The sequence below is a fragment of the Pseudomonas sp. ADPe genome (assembly GCF_014843515.1).
Lineage (GTDB): Bacteria > Pseudomonadota > Gammaproteobacteria > Pseudomonadales > Pseudomonadaceae > Pseudomonas > Pseudomonas citronellolis.
Map to the genome: position 1 here is coordinate 3,029,663 of NZ_CP062122.1, position 23,142 is coordinate 3,052,804.

Below are 23,142 nucleotides of genomic sequence, written 5' to 3' on the forward strand. Positions count from 1 at the left end.
GTATGCTGGGGCTTTTCCATCCCGAGGGGAGAGCCCCATGAGCACTGTCAATTCCGCCCTGATCATCGGCGCCTCCCGCGGCCTCGGCCTGGGCCTGGTGAACCAGCTGTTGGCGCGCGGCTGGGAGGTCACCGCCACCGTGCGCGACGCCGCCAACGCCGGCGTGCTCGACAGCCTGCCGGTGCGCGTCGAGTCCCTGGTGCTGGACGACGCGGCCTCCCAGGACCGCCTCGCCGCGGCCCTGGCCGGGCAGCGCTTCGACCTCGTCTACATCAACGCCGGCATCTACGGCCCGCCGCACCAGTCGGCGCTGGACGCCAGCCTGGCCGAGGTGGGCGAGCTGTTCATGGTCAACGCCGTGGCCCCGCTGCGCCTGGCCGAGCGCCTGCTGCCGCTGCTGGAGCCGCAGCGTGGGGTGCTGGCCTTCATGACCTCGGAACTGGGCAGCGTGGCCGGCAACGAATCCGGCGGCATGGGCCTGTACCGGGCGAGCAAGGCGGCGCTGAACTCGCTGACCCGCAGCCTGGTCGCCGGGCTGGGCGAAACCGGCCTGACGGTGCTCAACCTGCACCCCGGCTGGGTGCGCACCGATATGGGCGGCGAGGCTGCGCCGCTGGACGTGGAAACCAGCGCCGCCGGGCTCATCGACCAGGTCGAGGCCTACGCCGGGCGGGGCGGCCAGCACTACCTGGACTACCAGGGGACGACGATCGACTGGTGACGGATGCCGGCGGCGGCGTTACCATGCGCCGACGCCTGACCTGCGGGTCAAGGCGCACCTGGATCAGCAGACAGGGTGAACACTGAGCTGGCTTCCCGTACAACCGGGAGCCGGCTCGCCTCGGGCGGCGGCTCCGCAACTCAGAGGATTCACCGATGTCATCCCCCCGCCTGTGGCTGCGCAACCCCCTCGCCATCTTCACCGCCAACGGCCTCGACGCCCGTGGCGGCCTGGTCGTGCAGGACGGCCGCATCGTCGAACTGCTCGCCCTTGGCCGGCAACCCTCGCAACCCTGCGAGCAGGTATTCGACGCCAGCCAGCACGTGCTGCTGCCCGGCCTGATCAACACCCACCACCACTTCTACCAGACCCTCACCCGCGCCTGGGCGCCGGTGGTCAACCAGCCGCTGTTCCCCTGGCTGAAGACCCTCTACCCGGTGTGGGCGCGGCTGACCCCGGACCAACTGGCGCTGGCCACCAAGGTGGCCCTGGCCGAGCTGCTGCTGTCCGGCTGCACCACCGCGGCGGACCACCACTACCTGTTCCCCGACGGCCTGGAGCAGGCCATCGACGTGCAGGCCGGGGTGGTCGCCGAACTGGGCATGCGCGCCATGCTCACCCGCGGCTCCATGAGCCTGGGCGAAGCCGATGGCGGTTTGCCGCCGCAGCAGACGGTGCAGCGCGCCGAAGACATCCTCGCCGACAGCGAACGGCTGATCCGCGACTACCACCAGCGCGGCGACGGCGCCCAGGTGCAGATCGCCCTGGCGCCCTGCTCGCCGTTCTCGGTGACCCCGGAAATCATGCGCGCCAGCGCCGAGCTGGCCGAACACCACGACGTGCGCCTGCACACCCACCTGGCCGAAACCCTCGACGAGGAAGACTTCTGCCTGCAGCGCTTCGGCCAGCGCACCGTGGACTACCTCGACAGCGTCGGCTGGCTCGGCCCGCGCACCTGGCTGGCCCACGGCATCCACTTCAACGACGAGGAAATAAAGCGCCTGGGCGAAGCCGGCACCGGCATCTGCCACTGCCCCAGCTCGAACATGCGCCTGGCCTCGGGCATCTGCCCCACCGTGGCCCTGGAAGCCGCCGGCGCGCCGGTGGGCATCGGCGTGGATGGCTCGGCCTCCAACGACGCTTCGAACATGATTCTCGAAGCGCGCCAGGCCCTGTACATCCAGCGGCTGCGCTATGGCGCGGAGGAGATCACCCCGGAACGGGCGCTGGGCTGGGCCACCAAGGGGTCGGCGAAGCTGCTGGGTCGCAGCGATATCGGCGAACTGGCGCCGGGCAAGCAGGCGGACCTGGCGCTGTTCAAGCTGGATGAGCTGCGCTTTTCCGGGAGCCATGATCCGTTGTCGGCGCTGCTACTGTGTGGGGCGGACAGGGCGGACAGGGTGATGGTCGGAGGGAGTTGGCGGGTGGTGGATGGCGAGGTGGAGGGGTTGGACCTCAAGGGCCTGATCGCCTCGCACACCCAGGCAGCACGGAAGCTGATCGGCTGACACCGGACTGCTTTTCGTAGGAGCGAGCTTGCTCGCGAACGGGGTTTCCAGGCGGCCTGAGTGCTTCGGTTCGACTCCGCCCCCTCTCCCCAGCCCTCTCCCTGAAGGGAGAGGGGGCTAGTCCGTGCCGAGAAGGGATCTGGTGTCAGCCGGATACTCGGTATGAGCCGGCTAACGCCGAAACGTCAGCGCACTCCGAACGGTCCCCTCTCCCTTCAGGGAGAGGGTTAGGGAGAGGGCGCTCTCAAACCCGCGCGCCAACCCACCCAGCAAGACACCAATCAAGCCTTCATCCACTCCACCAACCGCCCCAGCATCCCATCACAAGCCGCCAACTGCTCCACGCTGACAAACTCATCCGGCTTGTGCCCCTGGTCCATGCTCCCCGGCCCGCACACCACCGTCGGAATGCCCGCCTGATCGAACAGCCCCCCCTCGGTACCAAAAGCCACCGTGGAAAACTCATCCGACCCACTGAGCCGCGCCAGCAACTGCGCCACCTCGCTCTGCGGATCGGTAGCCAGCGCCGGATACGCCGACAGCTCGCTGAAGCGGATATCCGCCTCCGCCTTTACCGAGCGCATCTTCGGCAGCAGCTCGGTTTCGGCGTAGTCACGCAGTTGCTCGGCGACCTGCTGCGGGTCGTCGCTGGGCAGGGCGCGGACCTCGAAGTCGAACTGGCATTCGGCCGGGACTATGTTCAGCGCGCGGCCGCCGCCGATCACCCCGGTCTGCACCGTGGAGTAGGGCGGGTCGAAGCGCGGGTCGTGGCGCTCCGGGGCCGCCAGGCGGGTGCCGATCTCGCCCAGGTGGTTGATCAGCTTCGCCGCGTATTCGATGGCGTTCACCCCCTGCGGGGCGTAGGCCGAGTGGCAGGCCGCGCCGTGCACCTGGCAGCGCATGGCCAGCTTGCCCTTGTGGCCGAGCACCGGCTTGAGCTCGGTGGGCTCGCCGATGATGCAGGCGATGGGCTTGTGCTCGCGGCGTTCCAGGTCCGCTAGCAGCGAGCGCACGCCCAGGCAGCCGACCTCCTCGTCGTAGGAGAAGGCCAGGTGCAGCGGCACGCGCAAAGGCTGGGCGAGGAAGGCCGGCACGGCGGCCAGCACGCAGGCGATGTAGCCCTTCATGTCGGCCGTGCCGCGGCCGTACAGGCGGCCGTCGTTCTCGCTCAGCTCGAAGGGCGGGACGCTCCAGTTCTGGCCGTCCACCGGCACCACGTCGGTATGCCCGGACAGGCACACGCCGCCGCGGTCGCGCGGGCCGAGGGTGGCGAACAGGTTGGCCTTGCCGCCAGCCTCGTCGAAGAACAGCTCGGCCTCCACGCCCAGGCCGGCCAGGTAGTCCTGGATGTACTTGATCAGCGCCAGGTTGGAATTGCGGCTGACGGTGTCGAAGGCGATCAGCCTGGCGAGGATGTCACGGCTGGAAAGCATGCAATGTCTCCGTAGGATGGGTTAGCCGCGAAGCGGCGTAACCCATCGATTGGCGTCGATGCGCTTACTCGTCGCCGGGCACGCCGTAGCTTGGCGCCTTGGTCGGGTCCAGCGCGCGGGTGATGTAGTCCTGCATCTGCGGCTTGTAGGCTACCCAGAGTTTTTCCAGTTCGTCGATCGGCGCCTCGTCGGCCCAGTCCACGCGCAGGTCCACCATCGGCCAGACCAGGTCGCCCACCACCTTCAGCGCCGCCGAATGCACCGGCCCGGCTTCGCCGCCGGCGGCCATGGCCGCCTGCATCGCCGCCAGCAGGCGTTCGGCCAGGCAGCCGTCGGCGGCCTCGAAGGCCCTGGTCATGGCTTCGATCACTGCGGTGGACGACAGCAGGTTGCCCGCCGCCACGCAGTTTTCGCCGGCCACCGCGTGGTTTATGCCCAGCGCCTCGCTGCCGGTGAACAGCGCCACCTGGCCGTGCTGGTCGATCACCGTCACCTGGCGGTACTCGCTGTAGCCGTTGCTGGACAGCGCCTGGTCCAGCGCGGCGGCGGGCGCCAGGCCCGCTTCCAGGCGGTCGAGGATCTGCGGGCCCAGGGCCGGCAGAGTCACGTTCTGCGTGGCCACCGCGCCGACGCCGGCGCGCACCCAGGGGCAGCGCGCGCCGACGGCGATGCTCGACGAGCTGATGGCGATGCCCAGCTGGCCGGTTTCGGCGCAACGGCCGACGATGGAGAAGGTCATGGGCCGCTCCTTATTGTTCCCAGTCGTCCGGAATCACCGCGATCACGTCGATCTCCATCAGCCACTGCGGCTGGCCCAGGGCCGAGACGACCAGGCCGGTGGAGATCGGGAACACGCCCTTGAGCCACTTGCCGACCACCTGGTAGACCGGCTCGCGATAGCGCGGGTCGATGATGTAGGTGGTGGTCTTGACGATGTGCGACAGGTCGCTGCCGGCTTCTTCCAGCAGTTGCTTGACGTTCTTCATCGCCTGCTCGGCCTGCGCCGCCGGGTCGCCCAGGCCCACCAGGTTGCCGGCGAAATCGGTGCCGACCTGGCCGCGCACGTATACGGTGTTGCCGGCGCGCACGGCCTGGCAGAGGTCGTTGTCCAGGGACTGGTTCGGGTAGGTGTCCTTGGTGTTGAACATGCGGATGCGGGTGTGGGTAGGCATCACTTACTCCCAGGAAGCGGCTTTTTTGGCTTGCGATTCGGCGGAGGCCTCGCGCTGCGAGGCGTCCTGGTATTCGACGTATTTGCGTTGCGTGGCGATGTGCCCGGCGATGTGCTTGGCGTCGTGCCACACGCCCCAGATGAACGACGAGCCCCGGCGCGACAGCCACGGCAGGCCGACGAAGTACACGCCCGGCTCGCGCGACACGCCGCGCTGGTGCTTGGGCTTGCCCTTGTCGTCGAAGGCGTCCACCTGCAGCCAGTCGAAGTCCACGGCGTAGCCGGTGGCCCAGATGATCGAGGTGATGCCGGCGGCGGCCAGGTCCAGTTCCAGTATCGGGTTGCGGATGCACTCGGCGTCCGGGTAGACGCGGCGCGCTTCCGGCTCTTCCGGCAGGTCCAGGCCGTTGCGTTCGATGTAGGCGTCGGCGGCGTCCAGCAGGTCGAGGTAGTTCTGGTCGCCCGCCTGCAGGTTCTTCACCAGGTCTTCCTGGAAGCTCACCTTGCCGTCGGCAAAGGCCTTGGTCAGGCCGACCAGGGTGATGCCCTCGTTGGCCAGGCGGCGGAAGTCGATGGTCTCGCCGCCACGGGCGCCGCTCACGGCGATGGTCACGTGCTCGCGGCCGGGCTGCACTTCCTCGGCGTCCCACAGGCCGAGCACGCCCAGCCACCAGACGAAGTCGCGGTTGCGGTAGGAGCGCGGCGGGCGGTCATGGGCGCCTACCGAGAGGAACACCCGCTTGCCGGCGCGGTTCAGCTCGTCGGCGATCTGCACGCCGGAGGAGCCGGCGCCCACCACCAGCACGGCGCCTTCGGGCAGCTGCTGCGGGTTGTAGTACTGGGCCGAGTGGATCTGCTGGATGCGCTCGTCCTTCGGCGCGATGGCCGGGATCACCGGGCGCTGGAACGGGCCGGTGGCGGAAACGATGCGCAGCGCCTGCAGGGTGCCTTCGGAGGTTTCCACGGTGAAGCCGGGGCGGCCCTCGTTGCGGGTCACCTTCTTCACTTCCACGCCGGTGCGGATGGGCGCGTTGAACTGCTTGGCGTAGGCGACGAAGTAGTCCGCCACCTGCTCCTTGTGCGGGAACTCGTCGGGGCCGACGGGGAATTCCATGTTCGGGAAGCGGTCGTGCCAGGCCGGGCCGTTGGCTACCAGCGAATCCCAGCGGCCGGTGCGCCAGGCTTCGGCGATGCGGCTCTTCTCCAGCACGATGTGCGGCACGCCCTGGGCGGTCAGGTGCTCGCTCATGGCCACGCCGGCCTGCCCGGCGCCCACCACGAGGGTGTCGGTTTCAATGCCATCGAGCGATTTGCCGGCGGGCTTGCCGAAGGCGGTCTGGTTCGGATCGGCCATGGGGTGACTCCTCGGACTCTGATCGTTGTTGTTCTGCGGTCGCGACTGTCCACCGCGTGTTGGCCGCATTCTGTTCAGACCCGGGGATTAGCGAAATTATGATTTTTGTAGTCGCAGGCTAGGGAAAAGCTGTGGGCCCGCGAGCCACGGGCCGCGCGGGGCGGCGGGGAGGGGGTATAGGTTTTTGCGTGGCAGGGGCGACAAATTCGATTCGTGCGCATTGGGGGGCAGTCGTAGGATGGGTTGAGCGAAGCGATACCCATCACCGTGGCCGCATGGGTTTCGCAGGCTCAACCCATCCTACGCAGAGCGCCTCGGCGCAGCCGGCAAGGGCTTTGAATCAACGGCTCTCCGCCACCGCCTCCAGAAACCGCTCCAGCACCAGGTTCGGCCGCCGTCCCTTGCGCATCACCACCGTCAGCGGGATGTCGTAGTGGAAGCGCTCCGGGCGCAGCGCGCGCATGCGGCCCTGGGCCACCCAGTCGGCGGCGTAGTGGTCGGGCAGGTAGCCGATGTAGCTGCCGGTGAGGATCAGGAAGGCCATGCCCTCGCGGTCCGAGGCGTTGGCGCTGGCGTTCAGCTCCTGGTGGCGCTCCTGGGCCTCGGCGGGGATGCGGTAGCTGGGCGCCACCGCGTCGCAGGAGTGGATTTCCGCCACCGTGATGCCGGCGTCCTCGCGCTCGAACAGCGGGTGCTCGCGGCTGCAGAACAGCAGCGACCGTTCGTCGTACAGCGGCGAATACTCCAGCCCCGACAGCGGGCTGATGAGCGGCACCACGCCTATATGCAGGCGGCCGTCGAGCACGCCCAGCTCGATCTCGTTGGGCGTGGTCATGCCGATGTTGATGCGCACCCCCGGCCCGCTCGCCTTGAGCGCGCGCAGGGCGTGGGTGATGCGCATCTGCGGCAGGGTCACCAGGTTGTTGATGATGCCGATGTTCAACTCGCCGCGCAGGTGCTGGTGCAGCTCGTTGACCTCGGCGCGGAAGCCCTCCAGCGCCGCCAGCAGCGACTGGGTGGCGCGGTACACCTCGCGGCCTTCGTCGGTCAGCGCGAAGCCGGCCCGGCCGCGCTGGCACAGGCGCATGCCCAGGCGCTTCTCCAGGTCGCCCATGTGCAGGCTGATGGCCGAGCGGCTGATGCCCAGGGTGCTTTCCGCGGCGGAAAAGCTGCCGCACTCGACTATGGTCTTGAAGATGCGCAGCAGGCGGATTTCGAAATCGCTGACCTGGCCCAGGGACGGGCTGCGGGTTTTCGCCATTTTTGTTTTACCGAATCGAAACTGAACGTGAGAAGAATAGGCTTTAACTCACGTTAAGTCAGGCCCAATCTTGAGCCATCGCAGCAGGCGTGACGCGGCCTGCGCGCCCAACAAGACAGTCGTCGAGGACGAGCTCCATGAACCAGCAAGTGAACGTAGCGCCGTCGGCCGCCGCCGACCTGAACCTGAAGGCCCACTGGATGCCCTTCAGCGCCAACCGCAACTTCCACAAGGACCCGCGCATCATCGTGGCCGCCGAGGGCAGCTGGCTGGTGGACGACAAGGGCCGGCGCATCTACGACAGCCTGTCCGGCCTGTGGACCTGCGGCGCCGGTCACTCGCGCAAGGAAATCGCCGACGCGGTGGCCAAGCAGATCGGCACCCTCGACTACTCCCCGGGCTTCCAGTACGGCCACCCGCTGTCCTTCCAGCTGGCCGAGAAGATCGCCCAGATGACCCCCGGCACCCTGAACCACGTGTTCTTCACAGGTTCGGGTTCCGAGTGCGCCGACACCTCGATCAAGATGGCCCGCGCCTACTGGCGCATCAAGGGCCAGGCGCAGAAGACCAAGCTGATCGGCCGCGCCCGTGGCTACCACGGCGTGAACGTCGCCGGCACCGCCCTGGGCGGCATCGGCGGCAACCGCAAGATGTTCGGCCCGCTGATGGATGTCGACCACCTGCCGCACACCCTGCAGCCGGGCATGGCCTTCACCAGGGGCGCGGCCGAGACCGGCGGCGTCGAGCTGGCCAACGAACTGCTGAAGCTGATCGAACTGCACGACGCCTCCAACATCGCCGCGGTGATCGTCGAGCCGATGTCCGGTTCCGCCGGCGTGATCGTGCCGCCGAAGGGCTACCTGCAGCGCCTGCGGGAAATCTGCGACGCCAACGACATCCTGCTGATCTTCGACGAAGTGATCACCGCCTTCGGCCGCATGGGCAAGGCCACCGGCGCCGAATACTTCGGCGTGACCCCGGACATCATGAACGTCGCCAAGCAGGTCACCAACGGCGCCGTGCCCATGGGCGCGGTGATCGCCAGCAGCGAAATCTACGACACCTTCATGAACCAGAACCTGCCGGAATACGCGGTGGAGTTCGGCCACGGCTACACCTACTCCGCGCACCCGGTCGCCTGCGCCGCCGGCATCGCCGCGCTGGACCTGCTGCAGAAGGAAAACCTGATCCAGCAGTCCGCCGAGCTGGCGCCGCACTTCGAGAAGGCCCTGCACGGCCTCAAGGGCACGAAGAACGTCATCGACATCCGCAACTGCGGCCTGGCCGGCGCCATCCAGATCGCCGCCCGCGACGGCGACGCCATCGTGCGCCCGTTCGAAGCCAGCATGAAGCTGTGGAAGGAAGGCTTCTACGTGCGCTTCGGCGGCGACACCCTGCAGTTCGGGCCGACCTTCAACGCCAAGCCCGAAGACCTCGACCGCCTGTTCGACGCGGTCGGCGAAGCGCTGAACGGGGTGGCATAAGTGAGCGAGCGTCCCAAGGCCGTCCCGACGGTACAGATCGACAACGACAAGGTCCTGGTCACCGAGTGGCGCTTCGCCCCGGGAGCGGAGACCGGCTGGCACCGCCACGGCATGGAATACGTGGTGGTCCCGGTGACCAACGGCGAACTGCTGCTGGAAACCCCCGACGGCGAGCGGCGCGCGCCGCTGGTCCTGGGCCAGAGCTACACCCGCCAGATCGGCACCGAGCACAACGTGATCAACCCGTGCGACCACGAAGTGGCCTTCATCGAGATCGAGCTCAAGCAACACTGAGCCCGCGGGCCCGCGCGTAGGCATGCCGGTTCGGCCGGGCTTACCCTGACCGTCCCGGCGCCCTCCGCGGCCCACCCAACACACCGAACAATCCCCTCTCCCTTCAGGGAGAGGGTTAGGGAGAGGGGCTCTTACGTTCCTCCTCCAAACCCCACTCAGCGAGAAGAGACAAGACGATGACCATCATCAAGCACCTGATCGGCGGCGAACTGATCGCCGACACCGGCCGCACCGCCGACGTCTTCAACCCGTCCACTGGCGAAGCCGTGCGCAAGGTCCCGCTGGCTGATCGCGAAACCATGCAGCAGGCCATCGACGCCGCCAAGGCCGCCTTCCCGGCCTGGCGCAACACTCCGCCGGCCAAGCGCGCCCAGGTGCTGTTCCGCTTCAAGCAACTGCTCGAAGCCAACGAAGAGCGCATCGTCAAACTGATCAGCGAAGAACACGGCAAGACCATCGAAGACGCCGCCGGTGAACTCAAGCGCGGCATCGAGAACGTCGAGTACGCCACCGCCGCCCCGGAAATCCTCAAGGGCGAGTACAGCCGCAACGTCGGCCCGAACATCGACGCCTGGAGCGACTTCCAGCCCATCGGCGTGGTCGCCGGCATTACCCCGTTCAACTTCCCGGCCATGGTGCCGCTGTGGATGTACCCGCTGGCCATCGCCTGCGGCAATACCTTCATCCTCAAGCCGTCCGAGCGCGACCCCAGCTCCACCCTGCTGATCGCCGAACTGTTCCACGAAGCCGGCCTGCCCAAAGGCGTGCTGAACGTGGTGCACGGCGACAAGGGCGCGGTGGACGCGCTGATCGAAGCCCCGGAAGTCAAGGCCCTGAGCTTCGTCGGCTCGACCCCGATCGCCGAGTACATCTACAGCGAAGGCACCAAGCGCGGCAAGCGCGTGCAGGCCCTGGGCGGCGCCAAGAACCACGCCGTGCTGATGCCCGACGCCGACCTGGACAACGCCGTCAGCGCGCTGATGGGCGCCGCCTACGGCTCCTGCGGCGAGCGCTGCATGGCCATCTCGGTGGCAGTGTGCGTGGGCGACCAGATCGCCGACGCCCTGGTGCAGAAGCTGGTTCCGCAGATCAAGGGCCTGAAGATCGGCGCCGGCACCTCCTGCGGCCTGGACATGGGCCCGCTGGTCACCGGCGCTGCCCGCGACAAGGTCACCGGCTACATCGACACCGGCGTGGCCCAGGGCGCCGAGCTGGTAGTGGACGGCCGCGGCTACAAGGTCGCCGGCCACGAGAACGGCTTCTTCCTCGGCGGCACCCTGTTCGACCGCGTGACCCCGGAAATGACCATCTACAAGGAAGAAATCTTCGGCCCGGTCCTGTGCATCGTCCGCGTGAACAGCCTGGAAGAAGCCATGCAGCTGATCAACGACCACGAATACGGCAACGGCACCTGCATCTTCACCCGCGACGGCGAAGCTGCCCGCCTGTTCTGCGACGAGATCGAAGTGGGCATGGTCGGCGTCAACGTCCCGCTGCCGGTCCCGGTGGCCTACCACAGCTTCGGCGGCTGGAAGCGCTCCCTGTTCGGCGACCTCCACGCCTACGGCCCGGACGGCGTGCGCTTCTACACCAAGCGCAAGGCCATCACCCAGCGCTGGCCGCAGCGCAAGAGCCACGAGGCGGCGCAGTTCGCGTTCCCCAGCAATAGCTGAGGTGGCGTGAGGTAAGGGAAAGGCCGGTCATTTGACCGGCCTTTTTCGTTTACGGGCTTGATGGGTATCGCTTCGCTCAACGCCATCCTACGGGTCCGTGCCAGGCGTCGATGCCGGAGCGTGCTGATACCCCCGTAGGATGGGTGGAGCGCAGCGATACCCATCAATCGGCGAGCAGCCGCGGCATCTCCTCGAAGGGCACCCAGAGCGCGCCCTGCCACTCCAGCAACATCACCCGCCGTGCCTGCCAGCTCATCATCACCCGTCTCGGCGCCTGGCCATCCGGCACGGACTGGTCGCGCAGGCTGGGGATGACTTCGCGCGTCAGCCAGGCATCCAGGTGCTGGCTTTCCGGGCTGCCGAAGCGCACCAGGGCCTTGTAGAGCGCGGCCTCGTTGAGGACGTCGATGGCTTCTTCGCTGCCGCTTTCGTACAGCAGGTGGATGCGCCGGGTTTCGTGGGGCAGGACGCGGTGCTGGAAGGTGTGGGGACGGCGGATGCCCAGGAGGCGGGCGAGGTCGTAGGAGGCGAACCAGGGTTGGTTGTCGATCATGACCGCGCGCAGGGGGCGACCGTGGCGGATGAAGAAGGTGGGGGTGTATGCGTCGTGCATGGGTGGAACTCCTACTTGTGGATAAGAGCTGCCACCCGAGTCGCCAAACGAAGGGTGGCAGACCGCGCGGGGTTGGCGAGCCGGAAGTAGGCACCGGCAGACCCGAAGGTCTCCCCGCGCGATCTGCCATTGAGCGTGCAGAAACACTGCGTGCTTGCGGGTAGCGAGAGCAGCAACTGTTCCCGCGAGTACCGCCACCTACTTCCTTGGGTCGCCAAACCCGGTCATGGCACTGGCCGTGACCGGTGCAGGATAGGGAGCGGCCGGTGGAGCGCATATGGTGATATTTCTGATGGGATCGTAGGAGTGGGCTTGCTGATGAGCAGAGGCCTGTTCCTCTCGTTTGTCGTCGAAAAAGTCTCGGGATGGAACAAATATTTCGTACACCAGATTAAGAGTGATCTGGTTGTCGGGGCGCGAGGGGGCAATCAACGTCCTCCTTTTCATGGAGAAAAGGGGACACCCATGACCGGTAAACCCGCTGCCCGTCTCACCGATGCCGTCGCCTGCCCCCGATGTGGCAGGTCGGCCATCGCCAGTGGCTCTGCCGATGTCCAGTTCGACGGCCTGCTGGCCGCGCGCCAGGGCGACGTCTGTACCTGTGGCGCCGCCATCAGCGGCCAGGTCATTCCCAACGTCCTGATCAATGGCCGGCCCGCCGTAGTCCAGGGCAGTATCGACAGCCACGGCGGCGTGGTCATCGGTGGTTCTGGCAGCGTGATCATCGGCCAGCAGCACACCCCCGCGCCTTTCACGCCGCCCGCGCCTCTGCCGGGCGCCGGTGCAATGGCCGCGCCCAGCGCGATGGCCCGCTCGGCAACTCCCTCCGCGAACCCACCCGACGAGCTTCCGCAGGTGCTGGAAGAAGAGGAGGAGGAAGAGGAGCTCGAAGCCGATACCCGCCAGCGCCTCCGCCTGCGGGTGTTCATCGGTTTCGACGGCACCGGCAACAACGCCGCGAACAGCGAAGTCGGCAAGCAATGCCGCGCCGCCGCGCAACAGCTCGACGACGAGGCGGCCCGTGGGGTCTACGAGCGCTGCAAGCGCTATCAACTCGACCCCGATAGCAGCTATGCCAACGATGTGAGCAATGTTTGGCGGATGCATGAGTTGTACAACGCTGACCCCATTCCAAAGAGCGGTAGTGTAATGGCCCGCGTCTATGTCACTGGCATAGGTACGCGCACCGGGGAACCGGATACGCTTCTGCCCGGCCAAGCGTTGGGGCGTGGTTCTACTGGTGTGTTGGCGAAGGTTGAAGAGGCTTTTATTACACTTACTCAGGTAATTGAAGCTTTTAACCAGAACAACACCGGCCATGTCATTGAAAACGTTGAGCTGGATCTTTTCGGCTTCAGTCGAGGAGCGGCCGCAGCCCGACATTTCGTTAACCAGGTACTCAAGGCTGAGCAGGGTCCGCTCGGCGAGTTGGTCCAGAACAACCGCCAGGCCTTCGCCCCGGGCTTTGCCTTGGGTACCGATGTGCGCATCACCTTCATCGGCCTGTTCGATACCGTGCTCTCGGTGGGCGGCCTGGGCGCCTGGGGCGTGCCCGGCGATGCGCTCAATGGCGAAGTGGACCTCTACCTGCCATGGGGCTGTGCCGAGCATGTGGTGCACCTCACCGCGCGCGACGAACACCGCTACAACTTCCCGCTCAGCCGCGTGAGCGCGCCCTTCCAGGAACTCAGCCTGCCAGGCGCCCACTCCGATCTCGGCGGCGGTTACCCGCCGGAGATGGAGGAAAGCCTCTACCTGGGACGTCCGCTCTGCGACTGGGTCAGCCGGGATACCCCGGCGCAGCGAACCCTCGCCTACCGCAATGCCGAACAAGCCACGGCCTACCTTCAGCGAGCCGACCTTCTCGACCCGCAGGATGATTCAGCCAGCCTGACGACCGACGTCTGGGAGCACTATGCGCCCTACAGCGGCGACCGGCGCGATAGCATGAAATATATACTGGCGGCGCCGCTGCTGCGGCGCCGCTGCTGCGGCGCCGGGTCCGTGGTCACCTGTCGCGGGTTTATTTGCGGGTGATGCATGCGCTGGCGCGGGAGGCGGGGGTGCCGTTGGATTTCATTGATGAAAGCGATGACTCGCTGTCGTTGCCCGAGGAGTTGCAGCCTATCAGCACCGCCTTGATCGACTGGGCTAGGCGCGGCAGTGGCCGGCTTGCACCTGAACAAGAGGCGCTTCTGCGTCAGCGCTATATTCACCAGTCTTCGAACTGGAATGCGGAAATTGGTCAGGGCACTAGCCGTGTCGATGTGGTATTCCCCAACCGCCCGGCCGATGGCGGCCGCGCTCGCTATGCCGACCAGCCACCAAGGAAGGATGCCTGATGAAAAGCTTTGTACTGATGCTGTGCGTGGCGCTGCTAGGCGGCTGCGCCCAAGCCGACAAGGGCGCTGGTGATCTGCCTTACCGGTATTGGCGCCTGGGCTTCCTGGCGCCGGACTATATGGAAGTGTGGGTGGAGACGGCGGATGTGGAGGATATCCGTGGCCGCTTCTTTCCCCATATGGGTGGCGGAGTCGTGGCAGTGCATGTGCCGGATGACGACAGTGGGCAGCCCAAGGTGTGGAGGAGCAACTGGGGGGCTGGTCGCAATGTCGACAACGCGGACCTCCCCAAGCGCATTTTCGTGCGTTGGCAATCCCTGGCCGAACCGCAGACCTATCGGGTGACCCTCGACATTCCGGAGCGTGCCCGTCAGTTGATGGTCGAGAAACTCGATCCACCTTGCAAAACCATGCAATACCGCCAGGCCCTGGCTATCGGGTTGGCCCCCGGCGGAGTGGTGCGTGGCTGGGTGAGAAGTACTTGCGGCGAAAGTATCGAAATCCTGCGAGCCCAGGCTGAAGTCGAGCCCAAGGGCCCCTACAACGGCACATCAGGCGGTAAACATCGACCGCTTTCCGAAGCCTCGAAGGCCTATATCGACAAACATGGCATTCCCTATGGCAGTTGGTAGCCTGCCGGAAGGATGCCTGATGAAAAGTCTGGTACTGACGCTGTGTCTGGCGCTACTGGGCGGCTGCGCCCAAGCCGACAAGGGCGCCGGTGACCTGCCCTACCGGTATTGGCGGTTGGGCTTCCTGGCGCCGGACTATATGGAAGTGTGGGTGGAAACGGCGGATGTGGAGGATATCCGTGGCCGCTTCTTTCCCCATATGGGTGGCGGAGTCGTGGCAGTGCATGTGCCGGATGACGACAGTGGGCAGCCCAAGGTGTGGAGACGCAACTGGGGAGCTGGTCGCAATGTTGACAACGCGGATCTCCCCAAGCGCATCTTCGTGCGTTGGCAATCCCTGGCTGAGCCACAGACCTATCGGGTGACCCTCGACATTCCGGAGCGGGCTCGTCAGTTGATGGTCGAGAAGCTTGAGCCCGCCTGCCCCTACAGCGCTTACCGAGAAGCTCTGGTCATCGGCTTGGCCCCTGGCGGGGTGGTGCGTGGCTGGGTGAGAAGTACCTGCGGCGAAAGTATCGAAATCCTGCGAGCCCAAGCCGAAGTCGAGCTCAAGGGACCTTATAACGGCACCTCAGGCGGTAAACACCGACCGCTTTCCGAAGCCTCGAAGGCGTATATCGATAAACATGGCATTCCCTACGGCAGCTGGTAGCCAGCCGGAAGGATGCCTGATGAAAAGCCTTGTACCGTGGCGTGTGGTGGTTCGCGAGTGCCGCCACCTACTTCCTTGGGTCGCCAAACCCGGTCACGGCGCCCGCCGTGACCGGGGCAGGATAGGGAGCGGCCTTTGGCCGGGACACGGTGATATTTCCGATGTGGGTGTAGGAGCGAGCTTGCTCGCGAACAGCTCGTGACCGCTGCACATTAATCCTCACGATCGTAAGGATTCTCTTGAATATCCACAGCAGCTGACTAAAATCCTCGCAGTCGTGAGGATTTATAGGGCCATCGCTCTGGTGCTGACATAATCCTCACAATCATGAGGATTCTCCATGAAGGTCGATATCGACTCACCTGCCACCCTCGGACTGCTGGTGCGAGCAAGCCGCAAGGCCATGAACCTGCGTCAGGACGATGCCGCCGGCAGCATTGGTGTGAGCGAGAACTTCCTCGGCAAGGTCGAGCGCGGTGCGGAGCGTGTGCAGTGGGGCAAGCTGTTCCAGGTGCTGCAGGAGCTTGGCCTGCAGGTCTGCGTCGAGGTGCCGGAGGAGTATGCGGACTCGACCCGGGCGCAGCTGCAACGGCTTATCCACAAGGCAGAGAGCGGTAAGGAGGACTGATGGCCCGGCAGTTGGATGCCTGGATCAACCAGACCCGCGTCGGCGCCCTGGAGGAGAACAACGGCGTCTGGGCGTTCACCTATTCCCGCGAGTGGCTGGATACGCCCGAGGCCTATCCGTTGTGCCCGGGGCTACCACTTCGTGGCGAGCCTCATGTGGATGGTGCGAGCCAGCGCCCGGTGCAGTGGTATTTCGACAATCTGCTCCCGGAGGAGGGCCAGCGTCGCCTGTTGGCGGGTGCGGCGCGCCTGGCGGAGGCGGATGCCTTTGGCCTGCTGGAGCACTTCGGCGCAGAGTCGGCGGGGTCGCTCACCTTGCTGCCGCCGGGGCAATCGCCGGCTCCTGGTGAGTTGCGTGCATTGCCCGATACGGAGCTGTCCCGGCGTATCGAGCAGATGCCCCAGATGCCGCTGGCCGAGCGCGCGGCCAAGCGCATGTCGCTGGCGGGGGCACAGCACAAAGTTGCCGTCGTCTTCGATGGGCGGGATCTGTTCGAGCCGGTTGGCAGCACGCCTTCTACGCATATCCTTAAGCCCGATCATCCGGACCCGGCTTGGGCGCATTCGGTGGTCAACGAGTGGTTCGTCATGACACTGGCCGCGCGCATCGGGCTGGAGGTACCCGCTGTGCATCGGCGCTATGTGCCGCAGCCGGTGTATCTGGTGCAGCGTTTCGACCGCCGCCAGGTGGAGGACGATTGGGAGCGCCTGCATTGCATCGATGCCTGTCAGTTGCTCGGCCTGGACCGCGCCTTCAAGTACAACCAGGGCAGCATCGAGCGTCTGCGCGAGATCGCCAGCGATAGCCGGCCTTCGGTGAGGGCGCGCCTGGGCTTGTTCCGCTGGCTGGTATTCAACGTGCTGGTGGGCAACGAGGATGCGCACCTGAAGAACCTGAGCCTGCTGGTCACGCGCCGGGGGTTCAGCCTGGCGCCTTTCTACGATCTGCTTTGCACGGCTGTCTACGGGACTCGGGCATTCGAGCAGGAGCGCTGGCCGCAGCAGGCCGCGATGGCTTGGCCGATTCTCGGTATCGATCGCCTGCAACAGATCGATGGGGCGCTGCTGGTGGCTGCCGGAGAGGCCATGGGCATCAAGCCGGCTACGGCGCGCGAGCATGTGGCAAGGCTCACCAGGGCCGTGCAGGAGCAGGCGCAGGCGCTGTTGGCGGAGGTCGAGCGGGAGAACCAGGAACTGTCGGCCGCTCGTCCTGAACTGCGTCCTACGCTGGCCGGTGAGCTTCGCTTGCTGCGGGCCGTGGTGACGATTGTCATTGCGGAAATGGCGGCGCGGTTGGGGTAAGGGCGGTTCGCTGTCTTGCAGGCTGCGCCGAGGCGCTCTTTGTAGGATGGGTTGAGCTTGCGAAACCCATGCTGTCGTGGCGATGGGTATCGCTTCGCTCAACCCATCCTACGAAGAGCTGGTGCTCAGCGGAACTCGGTGCCGATCAGCATCAGGATGCCTTCGCGGAAGCGCAGCACGCGGGTGGCGCCGTTCTGTGGGGGATAGGTCCAGACTTCGAAGGTCGGCCCGCCGGGAATGAATTTGCCATCCGGGCCGCGGCGGGGTGGGAGGGGGCCTATCACTTCGCGTTTCGCCGGCGCGCCGCACTTCTCCAGCACCACGTCCATCTTGTCGCCTTCGTTGATCAGTTGCGTGCCGCAGCGCAGCGTCGAGGCCTGGGCGCTGGCGCACAGGGCCAGGCCTAGCAGCAGGGCGGCGAAGAGGCTGCGGGGTAGGGCGGTCATGGTTTTCCTCCTCGATGACCGCCTTAGCATACCGGTTCGCTCCGGCCCGGGCCTTTGACGCGGCTCACTTGCGCACGTTGCGCGCGTACAGGTCCTTGCCGCCGCTGTTGCTGCCGCCGCGGGCCTGGAGTTCGAAGCGCTTGGGGTGGCCCTTGATCAGGTCGCTGAGTTTCTTGAAGCCGTACAGCCGTGGGTCGAAGGCGGGGCGCAGTTTGCTGATGTTCTGGCCGAGGGCGCCGAGCTGCACCCAGTCTTCCTCGTCGTCGGCGATGTCGTCGAGCACCTTGGCGATGAAGTCCAGCGGCACGCGCTGGGGCTTGGGCTTGGCGGCGGGGGCCTTGGGTTCCTGGGGCTGGCCGGTTTCGGTAGGTTCGGCCGGGGTCACCGGGTCGGCGCGGAGGATTTCGGTGTAGATGAATTTGTCGCAGGCGCGCACGAAGGGGTCGGGCGTCTTGCTTTCGCCGAAGCCGTAGACCATCAGGCCTTCCTCGCGCAGGCGGGCGGCCAGGCGGGTGAAGTCGCTGTCGCTGGAGACCAGGCAGAAGCCGTCGAAGCGGCGGGTGTAGAGCAGGTCCATGGCGTCGATGATCAGCGCGCTGTCGGTGGCGTTCTTGCCCTTGGTGTAGGCGAACTGCTGGATCGGCTGGATGGAGTGGTCGAGCAGCACCTGCTTCCACTTGCCCAGTTGCGGCTGCGTCCAGTCGCCGTAGATGCGCTTGACGCTGGCCACGCCGTATTTGGCGATTTCCTCGAACAGGCCCTCGACGATGGCGGCGGGGGCGTTGTCGGCGTCGATCAGCACGGCCAGGTGCGTCTGCTGGCGGTTGGGGGTGGTCTTGATTGCCATGGGGGCTCCGATCTGGAAATTTGCATCGACCTTAGACCGGCAGCGCTCCGGGCACCAGCCCTAGCCGTTGAGACGGCGGCTGTCGAAGGCGTCGCGGGCCTCGTAGGCGCTGTAGGTGGCCTGGGCGGCGAGCAGGCCGGCGAGGCCGAAGGCGTGGGTCAGGCCGAAGCGGGCGAAGCCGGGCGGCACCGCCCCGGCGCCGCTGATGGCGTCGGCCAGCACTTCGCCGGCCACGGTGGTCGGCGCCATGCCGTGGCCGCCGAAGCCGATGGCGTGCCAGATGCCGGCTTCGTCCTGGCCGATCTGCGCCATCTGGTGGCGGCCGTAGCTCATCAGGCCGCCCCAGGCGTAGTCCACCTTCACCTCGGCCAGTTGTGGATAAACCAGCGTCAGGTCGCGCTTGAGCAGGGCGGCGATGGCCTCCGGGCCGCGGTCGAGGATGGAGATGCGCCCGCCCCAGAGGATGCGGCCGTCGGCCAGCGGGCGGTAGTAGTCGAAGGCGAAGCGGGTGTCGTAGACCGCGGCCTGGCAGGCGATGGCGTCCTGCAGGCGCTCGCCCAGGGGCTCGGTGGCGATGACGTAGGTGGCGATGGGCAGCACGGCGCGTTCGATGGGCCGGTACAGGCCGCGGGCGTAGCCGCCGCCGCAGAACACCACCTGTTCGGCGTGCACTTCGCCGCCGGCGGTGCGCACGACGAAGCGGCCGTCGCGTTTTTCGATGCCCAGGGCTGGCGAGCTTTCGTGGATGCGCACGCCCAGGTCGGCGGTGGCACGGGCCACGCCGCGCACGTATTTCAGCGGGTGGAAGTGGAAGGCGTTGCGTTCCAGCAGGCCGCCGAAGTAGCGGTCGGTCTTGAGTTGTTCGCGGAGCGCGCCGGGGGTGATGGGTTCCCAGTCCACGCCGTAGGCTTCCTTCATCAGGCGCCGGGGCTTTTCCAGGCGCGAGGGGTCGTTGAACCAGTTGGCGAGGATCACGCCCTGGTCCACCAGGTCGCAGTCGATGGCGTACTGGCGCGCGCGTTGGCGGATCAGGTCCACCGCTTCGAGTGTCAGGTGGTAGAGCCGCCGCGCCTGCTCGGCGCCGAGGGTGGCGAGCAGGTCGGCGTTGCCCAGGCTGTAGCCGCCGAAGACGAAGCCGCCGTTGCGGCCCGAGGCGCCGTGGCCCACGTAGTGCGATTCCAGCAGCGCCACGTCGGTGATGCCGCGCTCGGCCAGGCCCAAGGCGGTGTTGAGGCCGGCCAGGCCGCCGCCGAGGATGCACACGCGGGTGTCGAGGCGGCCGGTCTGGGTGGGGTAGGTCGGCTTTGCGGAGGTGGCTTCGTAGTAGGTTTGGGTGAAGGTGGGCATGGCGGACTCGTCCCATGAGCTGTTGAACGAGTGTTTAGCCTTGGGGCGGGGAGGGCAATTGAAAAATCTTCGGGTTGGGATTCCTTGGGGGACTGGAGCTTGGGGTTTAGAGCGCCCTCTCCCCAACCCTCTCCCTGAAGGGAGAGGGGGCTTGTCAGTGCCGAGAAAGGATTTGGTATCAGCCGGGTGCTCGGTACAAGCCGGCTAACGCCGAAACATCAGCGCGTTCCGAACGGTCCCCTCTCCCTTCAGGGAGAGGGAACGGGCTCGAACCCTCGCGCCGCGGCCTACCCGAGCGCACTCAATACTCGATCACCACATCCCCCTTCGGCACGCTGCAGCACGACAGGATGTAGCCCTCGGCCACATCCTCGTCGGTAATACCGCCGTTGTGCTCCATCTCCACTTCGCCGGAGCGCTTCATCACCTTGCAGGTGCCGCAGATGCCCATGCCGCAGGCTTTCGGGATATGCAGGCCGAGCTTGGCTGCTGCGGCATGGACGGTTTCGCCGGGGCCCACGCGGATGCTCTTGCCGGTTTCGCAGAATTCCACGTTGTTCAGGTCGGCGGCGGGGATTTCCGGGGCCTCGGCAGCTTCGGCGGCCAGCTCCTTCACTTCCTCGCGGACTTCCGGCGGCGTCGGGCCGAAAGCTTCCTCGTGGTAGCGCGACATGTCGTAGCCTTCGGCTTCGAGCAGGCGCTTGATCGCGTGCATGTAGGGCGTGGGGCCGCAGCAGAAGACTTCGCGCTCGAGGAAGTCCGGGGCGATCAGCTGCAGCATGGCCTTGTTCAGGAAGCCGCGGTAGCCGGCCCAGGCCTCGCCCATCTCGTACTTCTCGCAGATCAGGTGGACCTTGAAGTTGGCGATGCGCGAGGCCATGTGGTCCAGCTCGCGGTGGTAGATGATGTCTTTCGGCGTGCGCGCGCTGTGCACGAAGACCATGTCGACCGAGCCGTTGGTGTCGAAGAACCAGCGCGCCATGGACATCACCGGGGTGATGCCGACGCCGCCGGAGAGGAACAGCGCCTTGTCGGTGGGGAAGTCGATGGCGTTGAAGTTGCCCACCGGGCCGTGCACCGGGACGACGTCGCCTTCCTTGAGGTTGTCGTGCAGCCAGTTGGAAACCTTGCCGCCGGGCACCCGCTTGATGGTGATGGAGAAGCTGTAGGGCACCGAGGGCGAGCTGGAGATGGTGTAGGAACGCATGATCGGCTGGCCGTCGATCTCCAGCTCCAGGGTGACGAACTGCCCGGGCTTGAAGAAGAACAGGATCGGCTGGTCGGCCATGAAGCAGAAGGTGCGTACGTCCCAGGTCTCCTGGATGGCCTTGACGCAGCGCACCAGGTGGCGGCCGTTGGTCCAGGTCTGGGTGTTCACCGGGTTGAGGAAGTTGCTCGTCGACATGGTGTCTCTCCGCGCACGCAGGCCGTTTCCCGGCCGAATGGGGCAGCGCCGGGCGGGGACGCTCGCCCCGGCCTTTTCGGCATGCCTGATGGGGCCGATTGTGCGCACGCCCCGTTCCCCCCACTTACCTGCCAGCGACATTTGCATGCTTATCGCGACCTGCCGCCTGGGGCGGGGGCTGCCAGGTCGGAAACGGATGCGGTCGTGTCGCCCATGGATAAGGCACCGCAAAGGCCCGGACGCACACTGCCCCCAGCCGAAACGAAGGTAATCCACCAGAGCGCCTGACCTTCACGCCCGCCGCCGCGGGCCCCGCCCATCGGCAGGGCGGGATTCCGGAGCCACCGGAGTGCCGAAGGCCGTGAACGCCACCTTGCGTAGCGTCGAACCGTATCAGCCACCCAATTTCGCCGCCGCCGATTCCCGGCGCGGCATGAGGACCAACCGATGGACGTCACTACCACCCTGAGTCTGGGCGATCCGCTGGAACCGGCCCGCAAGGCCACCGCCGAGATGCTGCGCACCCGCGACCATTCCTTCTCGCTGCCGCAGCCGTTCTACAACGACGAGCGCCTGTTCAAGCTCGACATGCAGGAGATCTTCCAGAAGGAATGGCTGATCGCCGGCATGACCTGCGAAATCCCCGCCAAGGGCAACTTCCTCACCCTGCAGATCGGCGACAACCCGGTCATCGTGCTGCGCGGCGCCGAGGGCAAGATCCACGCCTTCCACAACGTCTGCCGCCACCGCGGCTCGCGCCTGTGCGTGAGCGACAAGGGCAAGGTGGCCAAGCTGGTGTGCCCCTACCACCAGTGGACCTACGAGCTGGACGGCCGCCTGCTGTTCGCCGGCACCGAGATGGGCGCCGACTTCGACATGAAGGACTACAGCCTCAAGCCTGTGAACGTGAAGACCGCCGGCGGCTACATCTTCATCTCCCTGGCCGAGAACCCGCCGGCCATCGACGACTTCCTGCGTACGCTCGAGCACTACATGGAGCCATACGACATGGAGAACACCAAGGTCGCCGTGCAGACCACCATCCGCGAAGCGGCCAACTGGAAGCTGGTGCTCGAGAACAACCGCGAGTGCTACCACTGCAACGGCTCGCACCCGGAGCTGCTGAAGACCCTGCTGGAGTGGGACGACGTCACCGACCCGCGCGCGAGCCAGGCGTTCAAGGACCAGGTGGCCGCCTGCACCAAGGCCTGGGACGAGGAGAAGATCCCCTACGCCCATGCCAGCTTCGGCCTGCGCAACCGCATCGTGCGCATGCCGCTGCTCGACGGCACCGTGTCCATGACCATGGACGGCAAGCAGGGCAGCAAGAAGCTGATGGGCCGCATCAAGAACCCGGACCTGGGCTCGATGCGCATCCTCCACCTGCCGCACTCCTGGAACCACTGCATGGGCGACCACCTGATCGTCTTCACCGTGTGGCCGATCAGCGCGCAGGAAACCGTCGTCACCACCAAGTGGCTGGTGCACAAGGACGCGGTGGAAGGCGTGGACTACGACGTGCAGCGCCTGCGCGAAGTGTGGGACGCCACCAACGACCAGGACCGCCGCCTGGCCGAGGAAAACCAGCGCGGCATCAACTCCACCGCCTACCAGCCGGGCCCGTACTCCAAGACCTACGAGTTCGGCGTGATCAACTTCCTCGACTGGTACAGCGAGCGGATGCTCAACAACCTCGGCGAAGAGTCCGCCCACGCGCGGCTGGTCGCCCACGAGTAAGCCCAGGTCCACCCGGCGCCCCCTTCACTGGGGGCGCCTGCATTTCGGAGGGGAGAACGTGGATAGTCTGCTGTTCTATGGCAGTTCGGTGGTGGTCGGCGGGTTGATGGTGTGGAACCTGGTGGCTTGCTGGCGGAATCGTTGAGGGTTCGGCGCTTTTCGTAGGAGCGAGCTTGCTCGCGAACGGTGTTTGCCGGGAGCTGCAGGTGCAGGGTTTGAGAGCACCCTCTCCCTAACCCTCTCCCTGAAGGGAGAGGGGACCGTTCGGAGTGCTCGGATATTTCAGAGTCAGC

22 protein-coding genes are annotated in these 23,142 nt (G+C 66.2%); 12 read left to right on the forward strand and 10 right to left on the reverse strand.

The genetic code is table 11. The annotated features are described in order from the left end of the window. Window positions 1–37 precede the first annotated feature (37 nt). Together IG194_RS13785 and IG194_RS13790 are read left to right on the forward strand one after the other, a co-directional pair. Window positions 38–721 (forward strand): SDR family oxidoreductase, encoded by a 684-nt coding sequence (locus tag IG194_RS13785; protein WP_058487989.1) that lies wholly within the window; start codon window positions 38–40, stop codon window positions 719–721. Window positions 722–876: 155 nt separating this feature from the next. Beyond that, a complete protein-coding gene (locus tag IG194_RS13790; protein ID WP_058487990.1) occupies window positions 877–2,229 on the forward strand; it encodes an 8-oxoguanine deaminase in 1,353 nt (450 codons plus the stop codon). Between the two features lie 281 nt (window positions 2,230–2,510). On the opposite strand, the gene argE is transcribed toward IG194_RS13790, so the two are convergent. The 5 genes from argE to IG194_RS13815 all read right to left on the reverse strand — a co-directional run bounded on the left by argE (window position 2,511) and on the right by IG194_RS13815 (window position 7,448). Then, window positions 2,511–3,662: an acetylornithine deacetylase gene (gene argE / locus IG194_RS13795; protein WP_058487991.1), complete on the reverse strand. Its 1,152-nt coding sequence runs from the start codon at window positions 3,660–3,662 to the stop codon at window positions 2,511–2,513. 64 nt (window positions 3,663–3,726) lie between these two features. Further along, complete coding sequence (locus IG194_RS13800; protein WP_058071606.1) at window positions 3,727–4,401, reverse strand: DUF1028 domain-containing protein; 675 nt, start codon at window positions 4,399–4,401, stop codon at window positions 3,727–3,729. A 10-nt stretch (window positions 4,402–4,411) separates the two neighbouring features. Then, complete coding sequence (locus tag IG194_RS13805) at window positions 4,412–4,834, reverse strand: RidA family protein (RefSeq protein WP_009614291.1); 423 nt, start codon at window positions 4,832–4,834, stop codon at window positions 4,412–4,414. Between the two features lie 3 nt (window positions 4,835–4,837). Continuing rightward, window positions 4,838–6,187, reverse strand: a complete 1,350-nt coding sequence (locus IG194_RS13810; RefSeq protein ID WP_052267767.1) for a flavin-containing monooxygenase — start codon at window positions 6,185–6,187, stop codon at window positions 4,838–4,840. 340 nt (window positions 6,188–6,527) lie between these two features. After that, window positions 6,528–7,448 (reverse strand): LysR family transcriptional regulator, encoded by a 921-nt coding sequence (locus tag IG194_RS13815; RefSeq protein ID WP_058487992.1) that lies wholly within the window; start codon window positions 7,446–7,448, stop codon window positions 6,528–6,530. 137 nt (window positions 7,449–7,585) lie between these two features. Between IG194_RS13815 and IG194_RS13820 the strand changes: the two genes are divergently transcribed. The 3 genes from IG194_RS13820 (at window position 7,586) to IG194_RS13830 (ending at window position 10,899) form a co-directional block, all read left to right on the forward strand. Then, complete coding sequence (locus IG194_RS13820; RefSeq protein ID WP_058487993.1) at window positions 7,586–8,932, forward strand: aspartate aminotransferase family protein; 1,347 nt, start codon at window positions 7,586–7,588, stop codon at window positions 8,930–8,932. Next, on the forward strand, window positions 8,933–9,226 hold the full coding sequence (locus tag IG194_RS13825) for a cupin domain-containing protein (RefSeq protein ID WP_058487994.1): 294 nt from the start codon (window positions 8,933–8,935) through the stop codon (window positions 9,224–9,226). A 176-nt stretch (window positions 9,227–9,402) separates the two neighbouring features. Further along, window positions 9,403–10,899, forward strand: coding sequence for a CoA-acylating methylmalonate-semialdehyde dehydrogenase (locus tag IG194_RS13830; protein ID WP_058071610.1), 1,497 nt, complete (start codon window positions 9,403–9,405; stop codon window positions 10,897–10,899). 163 nt (window positions 10,900–11,062) lie between these two features. On the opposite strand, the gene IG194_RS13835 is transcribed toward IG194_RS13830, so the two are convergent. Continuing rightward, window positions 11,063–11,512 (reverse strand): Bro-N domain-containing protein, encoded by a 450-nt coding sequence (locus IG194_RS13835; RefSeq protein WP_058487995.1) that lies wholly within the window; start codon window positions 11,510–11,512, stop codon window positions 11,063–11,065. 318 nt (window positions 11,513–11,830) lie between these two features. On the opposite strand from IG194_RS13835, the gene IG194_RS13840 reads away from it, so the two are divergent. The 6 genes from IG194_RS13840 (at window position 11,831) to IG194_RS13860 (ending at window position 17,067) form a co-directional block, all read left to right on the forward strand. Next, window positions 11,831–13,549, forward strand: coding sequence for a PAAR domain-containing protein (locus tag IG194_RS13840; RefSeq protein WP_225617225.1), 1,719 nt, complete (start codon window positions 11,831–11,833; stop codon window positions 13,547–13,549). Beyond that, on the forward strand, window positions 13,546–13,854 hold the full coding sequence (locus IG194_RS32780) for a hypothetical protein (RefSeq protein WP_225617200.1): 309 nt from the start codon (window positions 13,546–13,548) through the stop codon (window positions 13,852–13,854). The genes IG194_RS13840 and IG194_RS32780 overlap by 4 nt, the downstream gene beginning before the upstream one ends. Continuing rightward, on the forward strand, window positions 13,854–14,486 hold the full coding sequence (locus IG194_RS13845; RefSeq protein ID WP_058487996.1) for a DUF2931 family protein: 633 nt from the start codon (window positions 13,854–13,856) through the stop codon (window positions 14,484–14,486). Before IG194_RS32780 ends, IG194_RS13845 begins: the two co-directional genes overlap by 1 nt. Window positions 14,487–14,505: 19 nt before the next feature. Beyond that, window positions 14,506–15,138, forward strand: a complete 633-nt coding sequence (locus IG194_RS13850) for a DUF2931 family protein (RefSeq protein WP_058487997.1) — start codon at window positions 14,506–14,508, stop codon at window positions 15,136–15,138. Between the two features lie 340 nt (window positions 15,139–15,478). Further along, a complete protein-coding gene (locus tag IG194_RS13855; RefSeq protein ID WP_058487998.1) occupies window positions 15,479–15,766 on the forward strand; it encodes a helix-turn-helix domain-containing protein in 288 nt (95 codons plus the stop codon). After that, window positions 15,766–17,067: a HipA domain-containing protein gene (locus IG194_RS13860; RefSeq protein WP_058487999.1), complete on the forward strand. Its 1,302-nt coding sequence runs from the start codon at window positions 15,766–15,768 to the stop codon at window positions 17,065–17,067. Before IG194_RS13855 ends, IG194_RS13860 begins: the two co-directional genes overlap by 1 nt. A 125-nt stretch (window positions 17,068–17,192) precedes the next feature. Here the strand turns inward: IG194_RS13860 and IG194_RS13865 are convergent, their stop codons facing one another. The 4 genes from IG194_RS13865 to gbcB all read right to left on the reverse strand — a co-directional run bounded on the left by IG194_RS13865 (window position 17,193) and on the right by gbcB (window position 21,112). Continuing rightward, window positions 17,193–17,513, reverse strand: a complete 321-nt coding sequence (locus IG194_RS13865; RefSeq protein ID WP_058488000.1) for a DUF2845 domain-containing protein — start codon at window positions 17,511–17,513, stop codon at window positions 17,193–17,195. Window positions 17,514–17,577: 64 nt separating this feature from the next. Next, window positions 17,578–18,360 (reverse strand): NYN domain-containing protein, encoded by a 783-nt coding sequence (locus IG194_RS13870; protein ID WP_009614275.1) that lies wholly within the window; start codon window positions 18,358–18,360, stop codon window positions 17,578–17,580. A 60-nt stretch (window positions 18,361–18,420) separates the two neighbouring features. Beyond that, complete coding sequence (locus IG194_RS13875; RefSeq protein WP_058488001.1) at window positions 18,421–19,707, reverse strand: NAD(P)/FAD-dependent oxidoreductase; 1,287 nt, start codon at window positions 19,705–19,707, stop codon at window positions 18,421–18,423. Window positions 19,708–20,008: 301 nt separating this feature from the next. Then, entirely contained in the window at window positions 20,009–21,112 is a 1,104-nt protein-coding gene (gbcB, locus tag IG194_RS13880; protein WP_009614271.1) for a glycine-betaine demethylase subunit GbcB, read from the reverse strand. Window positions 21,113–21,559: 447 nt separating this feature from the next. On the opposite strand from gbcB, the gene gbcA reads away from it, so the two are divergent. Then, window positions 21,560–22,849, forward strand: a complete 1,290-nt coding sequence (gbcA, locus tag IG194_RS13885; protein ID WP_009614269.1) for a glycine-betaine demethylase subunit GbcA — start codon at window positions 21,560–21,562, stop codon at window positions 22,847–22,849. Window positions 22,850–23,142: the final 293 nt, after the last annotated feature.